Origin of the sequence: Pseudomonas monteilii NBRC 103158 = DSM 14164, from assembly GCF_000730605.1 — a bacterium.
In the GTDB taxonomy this organism is placed as follows: domain Bacteria; phylum Pseudomonadota; class Gammaproteobacteria; order Pseudomonadales; family Pseudomonadaceae; genus Aquipseudomonas; species Aquipseudomonas monteilii.
In genome coordinates, this window is record NZ_BBIS01000026.1 from 1 (window position 1) to 15,423 (window position 15,423).

The 15,423-nt window shown below is 59.3% G+C and carries 15 protein-coding genes and 1 pseudogene; 7 read left to right on the forward strand and 9 right to left on the reverse strand.

Annotated elements, in window-relative coordinates; all coding sequences use genetic code 11:
- Positions 1 to 183: 183 nt before the first annotated feature.
- Positions 184 to 466: pseudogene (locus tag PM2_RS14965) on the reverse strand (IS66 family transposase); the annotation flags it as partial.
- Between the two features lie 186 nt (positions 467 to 652).
- Positions 653 to 2,053 carry a dihydrolipoyl dehydrogenase gene (gene lpdA / locus PM2_RS14970; RefSeq protein WP_016712764.1) on the reverse strand — a complete coding sequence of 467 codons (1,401 nt, stop codon included), beginning with the start codon at positions 2,051 to 2,053 and terminating at the stop codon, positions 653 to 655.
- Positions 2,054 to 2,260: 207 nt separating this feature from the next.
- Here lpdA and cfaB point away from each other — a divergent pair, with 207 nt between their 5' ends.
- Positions 2,261 to 3,445, forward strand: a complete 1,185-nt coding sequence (gene cfaB / locus PM2_RS14975; protein WP_016712763.1) for a C17 cyclopropane fatty acid synthase CfaB — start codon at positions 2,261 to 2,263, stop codon at positions 3,443 to 3,445.
- Between the two features lie 36 nt (positions 3,446 to 3,481).
- On the opposite strand, the gene cls is transcribed toward cfaB, so the two are convergent.
- Positions 3,482 to 4,921: a cardiolipin synthase gene (gene cls / locus PM2_RS14980; protein WP_028699267.1), complete on the reverse strand. Its 1,440-nt coding sequence runs from the start codon at positions 4,919 to 4,921 to the stop codon at positions 3,482 to 3,484.
- 132 nt (positions 4,922 to 5,053) lie between these two features.
- Between cls and PM2_RS14985 the strand changes: the two genes are divergently transcribed.
- Positions 5,054 to 5,581, forward strand: a complete 528-nt coding sequence (locus tag PM2_RS14985; RefSeq protein ID WP_016712761.1) for a DUF3617 domain-containing protein — start codon at positions 5,054 to 5,056, stop codon at positions 5,579 to 5,581.
- Here the strand turns inward: PM2_RS14985 and folE2 are convergent.
- Both folE2 and PM2_RS14995 read right to left on the reverse strand, forming a co-directional pair.
- Positions 5,565 to 6,470 (reverse strand): GTP cyclohydrolase FolE2, encoded by a 906-nt coding sequence (folE2, locus tag PM2_RS14990; protein WP_016712760.1) that lies wholly within the window; start codon positions 6,468 to 6,470, stop codon positions 5,565 to 5,567. The two genes, PM2_RS14985 and folE2, sit on opposite strands and share 17 nt — an antisense overlap.
- Positions 6,471 to 6,495: 25 nt before the next feature.
- Positions 6,496 to 6,876: a hypothetical protein gene (locus PM2_RS14995; protein ID WP_016712759.1), complete on the reverse strand. Its 381-nt coding sequence runs from the start codon at positions 6,874 to 6,876 to the stop codon at positions 6,496 to 6,498.
- A gap of 114 nt (positions 6,877 to 6,990) precedes the next feature.
- Between PM2_RS14995 and zigA the strand changes: the two genes are divergently transcribed.
- From zigA to PM2_RS15010, 3 genes are read left to right on the forward strand one after another with little or no spacing between them, the layout of a single operon-like run.
- A complete protein-coding gene (gene zigA, locus PM2_RS15000) occupies positions 6,991 to 8,199 on the forward strand; it encodes a zinc metallochaperone GTPase ZigA (RefSeq protein ID WP_028699266.1) in 1,209 nt (402 codons plus the stop codon).
- On the forward strand, positions 8,196 to 8,822 hold the full coding sequence (locus PM2_RS15005; protein ID WP_028699265.1) for a DUF1826 domain-containing protein: 627 nt from the start codon (positions 8,196 to 8,198) through the stop codon (positions 8,820 to 8,822). The genes zigA and PM2_RS15005 overlap by 4 nt, the downstream gene beginning before the upstream one ends.
- Positions 8,823 to 8,862: 40 nt before the next feature.
- A complete protein-coding gene (locus PM2_RS15010; RefSeq protein ID WP_028699264.1) occupies positions 8,863 to 9,834 on the forward strand; it encodes a CobW family GTP-binding protein in 972 nt (323 codons plus the stop codon).
- On the opposite strand, the gene PM2_RS15015 is transcribed toward PM2_RS15010, so the two are convergent.
- A complete protein-coding gene (locus PM2_RS15015) occupies positions 9,835 to 10,227 on the reverse strand; it encodes a DUF3301 domain-containing protein (RefSeq protein ID WP_016712755.1) in 393 nt (130 codons plus the stop codon). It abuts the gene before it with no gap.
- Positions 10,228 to 10,347: 120 nt separating this feature from the next.
- On the opposite strand from PM2_RS15015, the gene pdxY reads away from it, so the two are divergent.
- Positions 10,348 to 11,220, forward strand: a complete 873-nt coding sequence (gene pdxY, locus PM2_RS15020) for a pyridoxal kinase PdxY (protein WP_016712754.1) — start codon at positions 10,348 to 10,350, stop codon at positions 11,218 to 11,220.
- On the opposite strand, the gene PM2_RS15025 is transcribed toward pdxY, so the two are convergent.
- A complete protein-coding gene (locus tag PM2_RS15025; RefSeq protein WP_016712753.1) occupies positions 11,217 to 11,702 on the reverse strand; it encodes an acyl-CoA thioesterase in 486 nt (161 codons plus the stop codon). The genes pdxY and PM2_RS15025 overlap by 4 nt on opposite strands.
- A 342-nt stretch (positions 11,703 to 12,044) precedes the next feature.
- Here PM2_RS15025 and PM2_RS15030 point away from each other — a divergent pair, with 342 nt between their 5' ends.
- Complete coding sequence (locus PM2_RS15030) at positions 12,045 to 13,805, forward strand: cation:proton antiporter (RefSeq protein ID WP_028699263.1); 1,761 nt, start codon at positions 12,045 to 12,047, stop codon at positions 13,803 to 13,805.
- Between the two features lie 155 nt (positions 13,806 to 13,960).
- Here PM2_RS15030 and PM2_RS15035 read toward each other — a convergent pair whose 3' ends face one another.
- Both PM2_RS15035 and PM2_RS15040 read right to left on the reverse strand, forming a co-directional pair.
- Positions 13,961 to 14,368, reverse strand: coding sequence for an SMI1/KNR4 family protein (locus PM2_RS15035; protein ID WP_016712751.1), 408 nt, complete (start codon positions 14,366 to 14,368; stop codon positions 13,961 to 13,963).
- A 115-nt stretch (positions 14,369 to 14,483) separates the two neighbouring features.
- Entirely contained in the window at positions 14,484 to 15,341 is an 858-nt protein-coding gene (locus tag PM2_RS15040; RefSeq protein WP_016712750.1) for a Tim44 domain-containing protein, read from the reverse strand.
- Between the last annotated feature and the right edge of the window lie 82 nt (positions 15,342 to 15,423).

Consider the following 15,423-nt stretch of genomic DNA (forward strand, 5'->3'; position numbering starts at 1 on the left):
AAGGGGATGCCTGGATCTTGGGGGAATTTTGGGGGACTAGAACCCCCAAGTCGTGTGGAGTGCGGTTGTGTGGTCATGCGTTTGATGTATTGATTTTATTGAGTTTTTTGTAAATCAATAGAGTTTATTTAAGGTCGAACACGGTTTCGAAAACCTTCTTGTCTCGAATGCTGATCATGTTGGCTCCAGCAGGTGCAACGGCACCTCCTGCGCACGGCTGGTGGTGTAGTCAAACAGCACAACCTGTCGATCGGGCGGCCCACTGGCCTGTACCCACATCCAGGACTGGCTGGTCGGATCGCGGTCTGGCTCTTTCAAAACCTGCCCTCGCGTTTCGTCGCAGTGGGTCACCGGACTTTTCACCAACCGGTCACGCATCAAGTTCAACAACGGCTGAAAATGCTCACTGCACTGGATTACCCAACGGCAGCGTTTTTCGGGGGATTTCGATGCCATGCCGACTAACCTGCTGCCCCATCTGATGGTAGGTGGGGGTTTTGGATCGCCTACGGATCTTCTGCAGGCTGGCCTTATCTTGCCTGGGGCTCTGGCCGAGCCGCCGGCTGTGTGAAAGCCGCGTGGTTTCTGACTGCGACAGTTTTAATTCTCTAATTTCACAAGAGCCCTCCACACGGAGGGCTTTTTGTTCCTGTCAGATCTGCATTGCCATACCGTCCACATTCATCGCCGCCTGGCGCAATGCCTCGGAGCGGGTCGGGTGCGGGTGGCAGGTGAGGGCGATATCTTCCGCCGAGGCCGAGAACTCCATGGCCACGCAGAATTCGCCGATCATTTCGCTGACACTTGGGCCTACCAGGTGCACACCCAGCACCTCATCGGTTTCGGCATCGGCGATAACCTTGGCGAAGCCTTCGGTTTCGTGGTTGATCTTGGCGCGGCTGTTGGCGGTGAAGGGGAACTTGCCGACCTTGTAGGCACGGCCTTCAGCCTTGAGCTGCTCTTCGGTCTTGCCCACGGTGGCCAGCTCCGGGCGGGTGTAGATCACGCCCGGGATGAGGTTGTAGTTGACCTCGTGTGGCTTGCCGGCGATGCGCTCAATACAGGCCACCGCTTCGTCTTCGGCTTTATGTGCCAGCATCGGGCCGGAGGTGACGTCGCCAATCACCCAGACACCCGGCACGGATGTGCGGTGGTGTTCGTTGGCGAGCATGCCGCGCTTGTCGGTTTCCAGGCCTACGCTTTCCAGGTTCAGCCCTTTGGTATAAGGGCGGCGGCCGATAGCCACCAGCACATAGTCGGCCTGCAGTGATTCTGCCGTGCCACCGGCGGCAGGTTCCAGCACCAGGCTCACGCCGTCGGCACTGGCGGTGGCCTGGGTCACTTTGCTACCCAACTTGAACACCATGCCTTGCTTGGCCAGTGCCTTCTGCAGGGTCTTGGCGGTTTCCGTGTCGGTGCCCGGGCAAATACGGTCGAGGTATTCAATGACCGTGACCTGGCTTCCCAGGCGGCGCCAGACCGAACCCAGTTCAAGGCCGATCACACCGGCACCGATGACGACCAGGTGCTTCGGCACTTGCGGCAGCGACAGCGCACCGGTCGAGTCGATGATGCGCTGGTTGTCGATGGTCACGCCCGGCAGCGGGGTGGGTTCGGAGCCGGTGGCAATGACAATGTCCTTGGCCTGCAGCGCAGTTTCGCTGCCGTCTTCGGCCTTGACCACAACCTTGCCAACGCCATCCAGGCGGCCCCAGCCCTTGATCCAGTCCACTTTGTTTTTGCGGAACAGATACTCAATGCCTTTGGTCAGCCCGGTTACGCTCTCGTCCTTCTGTTTCATCATCTGTGCGAGGTTGAGGGTGGGTTTCACTTCGATACCTAGGTGGGCGAACTCGTCGCCACTGGCAGCCTCGTACAGTTCGGAAGCGTGCAGCAACGCCTTGGACGGCATGCAGCCCACGTTCAGGCAGGTGCCGCCCAAGGTCGAGCGGCCTTCCACACAGGCAACGGTCAGGCCCAGCTGGCCGGCGCGGATGGCGGCGTTGTAGCCACCAGGGCCACCGCCGATGATCACCACGTCATAGGATTTCATGGGTTCAACTCCAGGATGAAGAAGTGCGAGAGGGGCACAAGGTTAAGCTGAGACGTTAAAATTGTATACAATCCTATGTGTGGATAAGATCAGTTGGTTCTAGGCCATGGTCTCGTATAGAGGAAACCTCCCACGAATGAACTACTCTGATCCGGCGACGTTCGAAATATCAGGCGTCGTGGCCATATACGGACAGGAGGGTCGTTCATGCTTGCTCAACTTCCACCGGCACTGCAGAGCTTGCATCTGCCGCTGCGGCTGAAACTGTGGGACGGAAACCAGTTCGATCTGGGGCCGAGCCCGCAGGTCACGATCCTGGTCAAGGAGCCTCAGCTTATTGGCCAGTTGACCCACCCAAGCATGGAACAGCTGGGCACAGCATTCGTTGAAGGCAAGCTGGAACTGGAAGGCGATATCGGTGAAGCCATTCGTGTGTGCGATGAGCTGAGCGAAGCGCTGTTCACGGACGAAGATGAACAGCGGCCGGAACGCCGGTCTCATGACAAGCGCACTGACGCCGAAGCCATCTCTTACCACTATGACGTATCCAACGCCTTCTACCAGTTGTGGCTGGATCAGGATATGGCCTATTCCTGTGCCTACTTCCGTGAACCGGACAACACGCTCGACCAGGCGCAGCAGGATAAATTCGATCACCTGTGCCGCAAGCTGCGGCTGAATGCTGGTGACTACCTGCTAGACGTTGGGTGTGGTTGGGGTGGGCTTGCGCGTTTTGCAGCACGCGAATATGACGCCAAGGTGTTCGGTATTACCCTGAGCAAGGAGCAGCTCAAGCTCGGCCGGCAGCGTGTCAAAGCCGAGGGCTTGGCCGACAAAGTGGAGCTGCAGATTCTCGATTATCGCGATTTGCCCCAAGATGGTCGCTTCGACAAAGTGGTCAGCGTGGGCATGTTCGAGCATGTCGGGCATGCCAACCTGGCGCTGTATTGCCAGAAACTGTTCGGTGCTGTCAGGGAAGGCGGGCTGGTGATGAACCACGGTATCACCGCCAAACACGTCGATGGCCGTCCGGTAGGGCGGGGTGCAGGTGAGTTCATCGACCGTTATGTATTCCCCCACGGTGAGCTCCCTCATTTGTCGATGATTAGCGCCAGTATCTGTGAAGCGGGGCTGGAGGTGGTAGACGTGGAAAGCCTGCGTCTGCACTACGCCAAGACCTTGCACCACTGGAGCGAAAACCTGGAGAACCAGTTGCACAAAGCCGCGGCGCTGGTGCCAGAAAAAACCCTGCGTATCTGGCGCCTCTACCTTGCAGGCTGTGCCTATGCGTTTGAGAAAGGCTGGATCAACCTGCACCAGATTTTGGCAGTGAAGCCTTATGCGGATGGCCACCACGATTTGCCATGGACGCGTGAGGACATGTATCGCTGAACCCCATTGCCGCCTCTGCAAGGGAGGCGGCCTTTCTCACAGAATGGGTGAAATCAGCCGCGCAATCCGCATCCCCAATTGCTGTAGCCGATGTGTATCGCTGCTGTCCTCCGCAGTAATCTCCCGCGCCTGTTCAAAGTCATTGATCAGCATGTGTTCAACCAGGTCGGCGAAGTTGCGGTCGACCGTTAGCAGGGTGATCTCGAAGTTCAGCCGGAACGAACGGTTGTCCAGGTTGGCACTGCCGATTGCGCTTACCTCATCATCTACCAGCACCACCTTCTGATGCAGGAAGCCCGGCTGGTAGCGGAACATGCGCACACCCGCGCGCACGGCTTCGAAGGCGAACAGGCTGGAGGCGGCATAGACGATGCGGTGGTCTGGCCGTGACGGGATCAGTACCCGTACATCGACACCCCGTAGTACCGCCAGGCGCAGTGCAGCAAAGACCGCTTCGTCCGGGATGAAGTAAGGGCTGGTGATCCATACCCGCCGGGTAGCGGAATGGATCGCCTCGAGGAAGAACAACGAGCAGGTTTCCTGCGGGTCGGCGGGGCCGCTGGCCAACGCCTGGCACAGCACGCCGTTATCCGGGTAGGCATCCGGCAGGATCAGCGGCGGTAGCTGGCGCGTGGCCCAATACCAATCCTCGGCGAACGACTCCTGCAGGCAGGCCAGCACCGGCCCGCTGATCTGCACATGGGTGTCGCGCCAGGGCGACAGCTGAGGATGCTCTCCGAGGTATTCGTCCCCCACGTTGTGGCCGCCGATAAAACCGAGCAGACCATCCACCACCACAATCTTGCGATGGTTACGGAAGTTCACCTGGAAGCGGTTGAACCAGCCGCGGCGGGTGGCGAAGGCATGGATCTGCACTCCACCGTCGCGCAGTTGCTGGCTGTAGCTGGCCGGCAAGGCATGGCTGCCGACGCGGTCATACAGTACGAACACCTGCACCCCCTCGGCAGCTTTGCGCAACAGCAATTGCTGCAGTGCCTTGCCGAGGGTGTCGTCATGAATGATGAAGAACTGCACCAACACCACATCGCGTGCCTTTTCGATAGCAGCGAAGATGGCATCGAATGTGGCTTTGCCATTGACCAGTAGCTTCACCTGGTTGTTCGCAAGGCAAGGCATACGCCCCAGCTTGGGCATGGCGCGCAAGGCTGCGTAGCTTTCCGACTCGCGGGCGGTGAGGGCTTCTTCCACCCAAGGCCGCCAGTTGAGGTTGGCCATGGCCACGTGCATTTCCTGGTTGGCCTGGCGCCGGGCCTTGATGTAGGCATAGAACGAGCGGGCGCCGAAGATCAGGTAGGGGATCAAGGTGAGGTAAGGGATGAAGAACAGGGGCATGGCCCAGGCAATTGCGCCTTGAGCGGTGCGTACAGTGAACAGTGCGTGGAGCGCGGCGACGATACCCAACAGGTGGATAAGGCCGAGTAGGTAACCAAAAAAGTAGGGGCTGTGGTAATCCATATGCATCCTGCTTGCCGAGTACACTTGGGGTAACAGAACACGTTCCCGGCCCGCCTTGCAACCCGCAGGTGGATTTGGCGTCTAAGGCTCAGCCCGGCCCGCTTGGCCGGCTTTTCTCAGGAGCGTTCATCCATGAAGATTCGTCTGCCACTGTTGGCGTTGGCCCTAGGTATGAGCAGCCCGCTGGTGCATGCACAGATGCTGCAGCCCGGTTTGTGGGAGCTGACCACCAGCAACATGCAGGTCGATGGCAAGCCGTTACCTGACATGGCGTTCATGCTCGGCCAGCTGAAAAACCTGCCGCCCGAGCAGCGTGCCATGATGGAAGGGGTGCTGGCCAAACAGGGGGTGACCGTTGGAGGAAATGGCGTGCGTTCGTGCCTGACGCCAGAGCAGGTGGCAACCAATGACATCCCGCTGCAAGACCCGAAATCCGGCTGCACTCAGAAGATCACCGACCGAACCGGTAATGTGTGGAAGTTCCAGTTCAGCTGCCCGAAGGCTCAGGGCAGTGGCCAGGCTACTTTCCTCAGTGATCGTGAATTCACCACCCAGGTCAGTGGTACGTTCAACGCTTCAGGGGTGCAGCAGCAAGGCAGCATGAACACCCGTGCGGTGTGGTTAGGCAATGACTGCGGCGCGGTTAAACCGCGCAGCTGATATTCCATTGCCACTGGCTGGTGGCAACCGCGTCGTGGGCATGCAGGCTTTCTGCATGTTCCACACGCAGCTTGAAAGCGGTACTCCATTCAACTTGCCGTAGTGCCTTGTGCAGGCGTCGGGCGGCATCCTCACAGAACATCAAGTTTTGCCCGTTGGCCAAGGCGAAGGCTTGTTCATCTGCGCGCTTCACTGCTGTCTGCACCGCTGTACCCAAGCTCGACTCTATACGATCGATCAGTTCGGTAATTGGCAGCACCTGCTGACTGCTGTGCAGGCGCACCTGAATCTGAGCATTGCTTCGCTGGCTATGAGGTGTAGCCACAACTCCTTCGGCACTGCCAAGCCATTGCAGAACGGCAGATTTATCAACCTGCTGCTCGCTGAAGCTCGCCTGAAACTGTTGTTGAATCAGCTGCCTTGCAAGTGCTGCCGAGCAAGGGCAGGTCGAGGAGTAAGGCACGGAAACCGATAGTTCCACGTGGAACATTTCATTTTCGATTCGCGCATCGACGGTTACGGCATAGCTTTTCCAGCCTGCCAAGGGGCTGACCAACGCAGGTCTTTTCAGCAGATGCTCGAAGCTGATTCGCAAGTAGGCAGCGGAAGACAGGCCGTCATGGCTGGACAGAAAATCTGCCAGGAGCTGCCTCATTGCCAGCGGTGTGAGTGGCTGGTGTTCCAAGGACTCCAGTGCAAGGTAAAGCCGCGACATATGGATGCCGCGTGAACTGCCATCCACCAGGCTTACCCCTGCATCGACTTTGGCAGCTGCGGTACGCCCTTCGAATTGCACAGGCAGGGCAATTCCGCACATGCCAACCCAGCTCAACGGCAAGGTGTACTTCTGGGTTTGTGCGGCGATATCGGGGAGCTTGAGCTGGGTCATTTGGCTTTCCAGATAAAAAGAGGCATCAACGGCAACCGCCAATCAAGCTGCAATGCAGGTTGAAGCGCTGCCCGCTGGAGCTGGATACGCGGTTCAAAGTGGTCCAGCCAACACGGCGGCTGTAGCCCACCCAGGCCTCACCATCGCTGGCCAGGCCGGTGAAAAAGGTCAACGTGCCGTAGCGGCTGTTGGTTTGTGCCCATAGTCGCCGGGTGGCGTGGTCGTAGCCGCGCAGGTAGAACGTACTGCCGTCGGTGCGCACGCTGTAGTAACTACCTTTGCTGTCCTGGCAGGCGAGCAGTGTGGCGCTTCGCGTACAAAGCGCCAGCGTACTGGCGTGTGGCATGGCCAACAGCACGTTGGGCACAGCGAGCAGCAGCAACGCCATGGCGCGTGGCAGATACATGTTTTATCCCCGGTAAGCACTCGTCCGTCGAGAACGGCTTGGCGAAATTGTATTGTTACTTTATAACATTGTGCAATGCATCGTTTCGAATGCGCCCGCCTGAAGAGGTTCGCCATGCCCAATCGTCTCCCCGTCACCGTGCTGTCCGGCTTTCTTGGCGCCGGCAAGAGCACTTTGCTCAACCATGTATTGCGTAACCGCGAGAACCTGCGGGTCGCGGTTATCGTCAACGACATGAGTGAAATCAACATTGATGCCAGCGAGGTGCAGCGCAATGTGAGCCTCAACCGCGCTGAGGAGAAACTGGTCGAAATGAGCAACGGCTGCATCTGCTGCACATTGCGTGAAGACTTGCTTGAGGAGGTGGCGCGGCTGGCCGAAGAAGGGCGTTTCGATTATTTGCTGATCGAGTCTACTGGCATCTCGGAGCCACTGCCGGTGGCAGAGACATTCACCTTCCGTGACGAACAGGGCCGTAGCCTGTCCGATATGGCGCGCCTGGACACCATGGTTACGGTGGTCGATGGCTTGAACTTCTTGCGCGATTACCAGGCAGCAGACAGCCTGGCCAGCCGTGGCGAAACGTTGGGTGAAGAAGACGAGCGGTCGATCAGTGACCTGCTGATCGAACAGGTCGAGTTCGCCGATGTGCTGTTGCTGAGCAAGATCGACTTGATCAGCCAGCATGAGCGTGAAGAACTCATCGCCATCTTGCGCAGCCTCAATGCACGGGCGCAGATCGTGCCCATGGTCATGGGCCAGATACCGCTGGCGCGTATCCTCGACACTGGCCTGTTCGACTTTGACCAGGCAGCCCAAGCGCCGGGCTGGCTGCAGGAGCTGCGTGGTGAGCATGTGCCGGAAACCGAAGAGTATGGAATCGCGGCCATGACCTGGCAGGCCCGACGTCCGCTTCATCCACAGCGCTTTTTCGACTTTATCCACACGCAATGGAGCAATGGGCGGCTTTTGCGTTCCAAAGGTTTTTTCTGGCTGGCCAGCAAGTACCAGGAAGCCGGTAGCTGGTCGCAGGCGGGCGGAATGATGCGCCACGGCCTGGCTGGTCGCTGGTGGCGTTTCGTGCCTCGCGAGCAATGGCCGCAGGATGTGGATAACACTGGCGCGATCTTGAAACACTGGACGGCTGAGACCGGTGATTGCCGCCAAGAGTTGGTGTTCATCGGGCAGAACATCGACTTCGAAAAATTAACCACAGCCCTTGATGCCTGCCTGTTGACGGACCAGGAAATGGATTTGGGCCACATGGGCTGGTTGCGTTTGCCCGACCCGTTCGGCCCATGGCACGAAGAGGTGGCAGCATGAACTTGGCACACCGGCCTGTGGATATCTTTCAGGTGTTCGGCGAAACCCCGCAAGTGCTGACTGAAGTACTGCAGGATGGTGTGAACCTGGCCGTTTGGCGCCGACGGTTGCCGGCGCAGCTGGAAGACTTTGCGCACCTGTTGATAAGTCTTGGTCAGCCCTTGGCTGATCAACGGGTAATCGATGTGGATGAGCAGCAAACACCGGTATTGCCCGATCTGATGCGTGAAGCGGCAGATTTACACGGCTATGAGGCGTTCGTTGCTGATGTGACCTGGCTGGTGGCGGCTTACACCTGCCTGGTTGGCGCTCGACGGGTTGGCTTGCGTCTGCGGGTACTGGCTGGCCCCATGTGCCCGCGTTTCCATGTGGATAACGTTCCGTTGCGGTTACTCACCACTTACGTAGGCCCAGGCAGCGAGTGGTTGCGAGAGCAGGAAAGCCCGCGTGGGGAGTTACACACAGCTCAAGTTCCTGTGGATAACATTCAGCATCTGCACGCTGGCGAAGTGGCCATACTTAAAGGGGAGAAGTGGCAAGGTAACGAAGGCGCAGGGCTGGTGCATCGTTCGCCTTCGGGCCAGCAGGGGCGTCTGTTGCTCAGCCTTGACTGGCTTGCCTGACAGCGCATAGTGAGGCATCGCCACCGCTTGAAGCCATGCCATGCTGCAGAACATACCCACCCACGTGATAGCCGGCCCGCTGGGGGCCGGCAAAACCACCCTAATCCGTCATCTGCTGGCTCAGCGCCCACCCCATGAGCGTTGGGCTGTATTAATCAATGAGTTTGGCCTGGTAGGGCTGGATGCCGCCTTGCTCAGCCGTGACGAAGATGGCATTGCCATCGGGGAAGTCGCTGGCGGCTGCCTGTGCTGTGTCAATGGCATGCCGTTCCAGGTGGGCTTGGGTCGGTTACTGCGCAAATCCCGGCCTGATCGGCTGTTTATCGAACCTTCCGGGCTGGGTCACCCATTGCAGTTGCTTGCTCAGCTGCAACAGGCTCCTTGGGCCGGAGTGCTGACAATCAAGCCCTTCCTGATGGTGGTGGATGCGCAGTCCATGGCGCGTGACGAGCCGCTTCCAGAGGCTCAACAGCAGGCTTTCGATGTGTCTGGAAGCGTGGTTTTCAACAAATCAGAAGCTGTGGATGAAGTATGTAAGCTGTTGATAACTAATAAGTTTAAAGACAAGAAAATCATCTGGGCCGTGCAGGGGCAGGTGCCATTCTCAAGCCTTCCCGGCAGCCCTGAGCAGATTGTCGACAGCCCATTTGAGGAAGACCGGATTGTCGACAATCTTGAGGGTAGCCCAGGAATATTGTGGACAGACCCAGGTCAGCCTATCTGTCTTGCCCAGCAGGGGGAGGGAGGTTGGAGTATTGGCTGGCGCTGGCACCCGGGCCAACAGTTTTATCCACAGCGGGTGCAGGCGTTCTTGCGCGCATGGCCCTGGCGTCGCGCCAAGGGGGTTATCCACAGCGTGGATGGCTGGCAATCATTCAATGGGCTGAGGGGAGACATGCCCGCCTGGCAGCCTAGCGACTGGCGTAGGGACTCCCGTATTGAGCTGATTTTCGACCAGCCGCAATCGCAACCCGCACTGCAAGCCGGGTTGAGCGAGTGCCGCGTCAGTTGATCAATTGCGCCAGCGGTTGTGCTCCTGGCGCCACTGCTGCATTTCGATGACGTTGTCGGTGCGCGGTGGTGTCTTGATTTCGAACGGATAGGGTGCGAGTTCGATCTGCACACTGTGGGCGCCGAACTGGGTCACCGTGCCGGGATGGCGCTGCTCGCCGGTAACGGTGAACTCGAAGGCGTAGATGCGCGCCAGGCGCTTGCGGCCGTTGGCATCGCGCACAAAGGCGATACGCTTGAGCGCGACGGCGTCGTCGAGCAATTCGAGGTCAAGCTTGGCGCAATGCTGTTTCACCCGTTCCAGGGCTTTTTCGCGCAACCCATGGTTGTGCCACAACCAGGCGCCTGCCGTGGCTACCAGCATCAGGACGAAGAGGTTCTCCAGGGTCAACATTTGCATATGCTCCAAACAGGTAGATCCAGCTTAACTGCGTCCCTGGCCTGTCGTACAGGTGGCAATCGAGTTCATACTGCGCTGCGCACAATCCTTGAAACAGCTTTGGAAACCTCCCGCATGAAACGTACCCCGCACCTGCTCGCCATTCAGTCCCATGTGGTGTTCGGCCACGCCGGCAACAGTGCCGCGGTATTTCCCATGCAGCGTATCGGGGTCAATGTCTGGCCGCTCAATACCGTGCAGTTCTCCAATCACACTCAGTATGGCCAGTGGGCCGGCGAAGTGCTTGCTCCGGCGCAAATTCCTGCGCTGGTGGAAGGCATTTCCAACATCGGCGAACTGGGTCACTGCGATGCGGTGCTTTCCGGCTACTTGGGCAGTGCCGAACAAGGGCGTGCGATACTGGCCGGCGTCGAGCGGATCAAGGCAGTAAATCCGAAAGCGTTGTACGTGTGCGACCCGGTCATGGGGCACCCGGAGAAGGGCTGCATCGTGCCGCCGGAAGTCAGCGAGTTCCTGCTTGAGGAGGCGGCCGCCCGCGCGGATATCCTGTGCCCGAACCAGCTGGAGCTGGACAGCTTCTGTGGGCGCCGTGCGCAGTCGCTGGAAGACTGCGTGAATATGGCGCGCAGCCTGCTGCAGCGGGGGCCGCAGGTGGTGGTGGTCAAGCACTTGGCTTATCCCGGGCGTGCCGAGGACCAGTTCGAGATGCTGCTGGTGACTGCCGAGCACAGCTGGCTCCTGCGCCGCCCGCTGCTGGCGTTTCCACGTCAGCCGGTGGGGGTGGGCGACCTGACCTCGGGCTTGTTCCTGGCCCGCGTGCTGCTCGGCGACAGCTGGGTACAGGCATTCGAGTTCACCGCGGCGGCGGTGCATGAAGTGCTGCTGGAAACCCAGGCCTGCGCCAGCTACGAACTGCAGCTGGTGCGGGCCCAGGACCGCATTGCCCACCCGCGTGTGCGCTTCGAGGCGCAATTGCTGGCGCTTTAAATGGCGTCGGTCTTCAGGTCCTGGTAGCGCTTTTCCAGCTCCTGGCGGATCTGCCGGCGCTGCTGGCCCTGCAGGAAGCGGCGCTTTTCTTCACTGCTTTGCGGCTGGCGCGGCGGCACCGCCACCGGGCGACGGTTGTCGTCGACCGCGACCATGGTGAAGAAGCAACTGTTGGAATGGCGTACCGAGCGCTCACGGATGTTCTCGGTCACCACTTTGATGCCAACTTCCATCGACGTGTTACCGGTGTAGTTGACCGATGCCAGGAAGGTCACCAGTTCACCCACGTGTACGGGTTCACGGAAGATTACCTGGTCGACCGACAGCGTCACCACATAGCTGCCGGCATAGCGGCTGGCGCACGCATAGGCCACTTCGTCGAGGTACTTGAGCAGGGTGCCGCCATGTACGTTGCCAGAAAAGTTGGCCATGTCCGGGGTCATCAGGACGGTCATGCTCAGCTGGGCGTTTCCAGGTTCCATAGTGTGCTCACGGTGAGGTTGCGCTGAATCGGGCGAATGCGGGGCGTTATCTGCTGACACTTCTGTTCCCCTCTTTTGAATTTGCCTTGCTGATACGGGACGTTGGCTGACGCCCCGCCGTCACGCTGATCATGCCATCAGCGGCGCTTTTCCAGCCGATCTGTTTCTGCATATTGCACCGGCTTTTTGCGGCGGGGTGCGATGTTAACCTGAGTACGCCCATGCAATATGGGCGTTCCTGCATTCAATACAGTATGTACTTGCTGCTCGCTCAGGTTTGCCTTGGCAGAGGAGCGGTCTGCCCAGGCATCCAGAAAACGACGAGAAAAGGAGTATCACGCCATGCATGCCATCAGCTTCATCCAGGACCTGGCAGTCATCATGCTGGTCGCTGGCGTGGTCACCATTCTTTTTCATCGTCTCAAGCAGCCGGTGGTGCTGGGCTACATCGTCGCCGGCTTCATCATTGGCCCCCACACCCCGCCGTTCGGCCTGATCCATGATGAAGACACCATCAAGACCCTCGCCGAGCTGGGGGTGATCTTCCTGATGTTCTGCCTGGGCCTTGAGTTCAGCCTGCGCAAGCTGTTCAAGGTGGGCGCGACGGCGTTTATTGCGGCGTTTCTGGAAATCGTGCTGATGATCTGGATCGGCTTCGAAATCGGCCGCTGGTTCGGCTGGAGCACCATGGATTCGCTATTCCTTGGCGCTATCCTGGCCATTTCGTCGACCACCATCATCGTCAAGGCGCTCAACGACCTGAAGATGAAGAACGAGCGTTTCGCCCAGCTGATCTTCGGTGTGCTGATTGTGGAAGACATCCTCGGTATCGGCATCATCGCCCTGCTGTCGGGCATCGCTGTCAGTGGCACGGTCAGCTCCGGTGAAGTGTTCTCCACCGTCGGCAAGCTGTCGCTGTTCATGATCGTTGCCTTGGTCATCGGCATCCTGCTGGTGCCACGGCTGCTGGCCTATGTGGCCAAGTTCGAAAGCAACGAGATGTTGCTGATTACCGTGCTGGGCCTGTGCTTTGGCTTCTGCCTGCTGGTGGTAAAGCTGGAATACAGCATGGTGCTGGGTGCCTTCCTGATTGGCGCAATCATGGCTGAATCGCGCCAGTTGCTGAAGATCGAACGCTTGATCGAGCCGGTACGCGACCTGTTCAGCGCCATCTTCTTCGTAGCGATTGGCCTGATGATCGACCCGCAGGTGCTGATCGACTACGCCTGGCCGATCGTGGTCATTACCTTGGCGGTGGTATTGGGCAAGATGCTGTCCTGTGGCATGGGGGCGTTCATTGCCGGCAATGACGGGCGCACGTCATTGCGGGTGGGCATGGGGCTTTCGCAGATTGGCGAGTTCTCGTTCATCATCGCCGCGCTGGGCATGACCCTGCAGGTGACCAGCGATTTCCTGTACCCGGTAGCGGTTGCGGTATCGGCAATCACCACGCTGCTGACACCGTACCTGATTCGCGCGGCCGACCCCTTGTCGCAGAAGCTGGGCAATGTGGTGCCTGGCCGCCTGGCGCGGGTACTTTCCTTGTATGGCGAGTGGTTACGCAACATTGAGCCGCAGGGCGAGGGTGCCATGCTGGCGGCGATGATTCGGCGCATCCTGTTGCAGGTGGGGGTGAACCTGGCGCTGGTGATCGCCATTTTCTTCAGCGGTGGTTACTTTGCAGGGCGTATTGGCAACTGGCTCAGTGAGTGGGTCAGCGATGCCAGCCAACAGAAGGCGCTTATCTGGGGGGCGGCGTTGTTGCTGTCGCTGCCCTTCCTGATCGCGGCCTATCGCAAGCTCAAGGCACTGTCGATGCTGCTGGCAGAGATGGGCGTTAAGCCGGAAATGGCCGGTCGGCATACCCAGCGGGTGCGGCGAGTGATAGCCGAGGTGATCCCGCTATTGTCGCTGTTGGTGATTTTCCTGCTGCTGTCGGCGCTTTCGGCAAGCATTCTGCCAACCAGCGAGTTGCTGCTGGTGATTGCCGTGGTGGCTGCGGTGGTGGTGGCCTTGCTGTGGCGCTGGTTCATCCGCGTGCACACGCGCATGCAGATTGCCTTGCTGGAGACACTGGAGAACAGCCGCGAGAATTCACACTGAGGGGGCAATGCTCCCTGCGCAAGATTTCACCGTCGTCCGAGGGGATGGAGCGGTAGCGATGTCGCCAGGCGCAGAAAGCCTGGCGATTTTAGCTGTATTGATGGCGCTAGGCCATTATTTTTCCTGTGCAGGTGGTATTCAAGCAACGGCTGGAATCAGCTCTCCAGCCAGACATCCCGCGCCCAGTGCCACACCGATTCCCAGCTGTCTTCGCCGACGATTTCCTCATCGGCATCCCACAGCACCACGGTGCCGTCTTCTTCGACGCAGTAGTAGTTGTCACCGTCCTGGCACAGCGGAATCAGATCACGCGGCACGCCGGCGTCCCAGGCATTGGCGGCGACGTCGGGCAGGTAGGTATGAGACTGTGGGTCGGTTACGGTCACCGGCTCCAGTGAGCCATACACCACGTCACTGACGGTCAGCAGGAACTCTTTGAACACGAACGGAATGTTGATGAACAGCTGCTCTTCGATCTCTACCAGCTGGTCCTCGTCTGGAAGCTCCAAGGGCACCGGTACCGGCTCATTGGCTTCACGGAGTTGTTCGATCACTTCTTCCACGGTTCACTTCCTCTGACCTAGATGACAACGCTGCGCGTTATACCCTAGTAGGCCACTCTGGCAAAAGCAAAAACCCCAGGACAGCGCCTGGGGTTTTTTGTGCAGCATGCAGCGGTTAGCCGTTTTGACGGATACCGGCAACCAGCCAAGGCTGGTTTTCGCCCTGGGCGCGAACCATGTGCCAGCTTTCGCTGAACACTTCGCCCTGGTCGAAGCGCGAGTTCTTCGACACGCCACGGAAGGTCAGGGTGGCATCGGTGCGATCGCTGCGATCGTCTACACCGTCCAGCTGCACTTCGAGGTTATCGATGTAGGTGGACTGGAAGCCATCACCCAGTTCAGCGCGTTCACGCTTGAGGAACTCGAGCATTTGCGGGGTGACGAATTCGGCGATCTTGTCCATCTCGTTGGCATCCCAGTGCTGCTGCAGCGACTGGAAGTGGTTACGGGCAGCAGCCAGGAAGCTTTGTTCGTTGAACCAGGCCGGGGCATTGATCACCGGGGCGGCAGCGGCAGCAGGTGCGGCCGAACCACCGAAGATCGAAGGCTGGGCAGGCTGAGCGTGAGCCTCACGCTGCATTGGCGCATGGCCTGGCATGGCCATTTGCGGCTGCTGCTGGCGGCGGCGAGCGGCGATGAAACGGAACACCAGGAAGGCGATAAGCGCCACGATCAGGAAGTCCATGATCTGGAAGCCTTCGAAACCGTCACCCATGAACATGGATGCCAGCAGACCACCGGCGGCCAGGCCTGCCAGTGGGCCCAACCAGCGCGAAGCACCGCTGGCGGCCGGGGCCGCACGACCAGGTGCGGCGGCCGGCGCGGCGGCAGGCGTGGTTGGCGTAGCCTGACGGGTCTGGTGGATAGGCGCGGAGCCCGAGCTCTTGCCGCCGCCGAAACGCTTGGCGTTGGCGTCCAGGCTCAGCGTCAGGCCGACGCAGAGCGCCAGAGCGATGCTAAGAAAACGTTGCATAAGTGGGATATCCCCTGTTGTGGATTGCACGCGCGTCATGTTGCACAGGTTCCCGTGCACATGACCAGCGACAGAGTGTTTC

Bases quoted from the DNA above. Each gene is read 5' to 3' on its own strand.
- lpdA (WP_016712764.1), bottom strand. From the start codon at position 2,053: ATGAAATCCTATGACGTGGTGATCATCGGCGGTGGCCCTGGTGGCTAC.
- cfaB (WP_016712763.1), top strand. From the start codon at position 2,261: ATGCTTGCTCAACTTCCACCGGCACTGCAGAGCTTGCATCTGCCGCTG.
- cls (WP_028699267.1), bottom strand. From the start codon at position 4,921: ATGGATTACCACAGCCCCTACTTTTTTGGTTACCTACTCGGCCTTATC.
- PM2_RS14985 (WP_016712761.1), top strand. From the start codon at position 5,054: ATGAAGATTCGTCTGCCACTGTTGGCGTTGGCCCTAGGTATGAGCAGC.
- folE2 (WP_016712760.1), bottom strand. From the start codon at position 6,470: ATGACCCAGCTCAAGCTCCCCGATATCGCCGCACAAACCCAGAAGTAC.
- PM2_RS14995 (WP_016712759.1), bottom strand. From the start codon at position 6,876: ATGTATCTGCCACGCGCCATGGCGTTGCTGCTGCTCGCTGTGCCCAAC.
- zigA (WP_028699266.1), top strand. From the start codon at position 6,991: ATGCCCAATCGTCTCCCCGTCACCGTGCTGTCCGGCTTTCTTGGCGCC.
- PM2_RS15005 (WP_028699265.1), top strand. From the start codon at position 8,196: ATGAACTTGGCACACCGGCCTGTGGATATCTTTCAGGTGTTCGGCGAA.
- PM2_RS15010 (WP_028699264.1), top strand. From the start codon at position 8,863: ATGCTGCAGAACATACCCACCCACGTGATAGCCGGCCCGCTGGGGGCC.
- PM2_RS15015 (WP_016712755.1), bottom strand. From the start codon at position 10,227: ATGTTGACCCTGGAGAACCTCTTCGTCCTGATGCTGGTAGCCACGGCA.
- pdxY (WP_016712754.1), top strand. From the start codon at position 10,348: ATGAAACGTACCCCGCACCTGCTCGCCATTCAGTCCCATGTGGTGTTC.
- PM2_RS15025 (WP_016712753.1), bottom strand. From the start codon at position 11,702: ATGGAACCTGGAAACGCCCAGCTGAGCATGACCGTCCTGATGACCCCG.
- PM2_RS15030 (WP_028699263.1), top strand. From the start codon at position 12,045: ATGCATGCCATCAGCTTCATCCAGGACCTGGCAGTCATCATGCTGGTC.
- PM2_RS15040 (WP_016712750.1), bottom strand. From the start codon at position 15,341: ATGCAACGTTTTCTTAGCATCGCTCTGGCGCTCTGCGTCGGCCTGACG.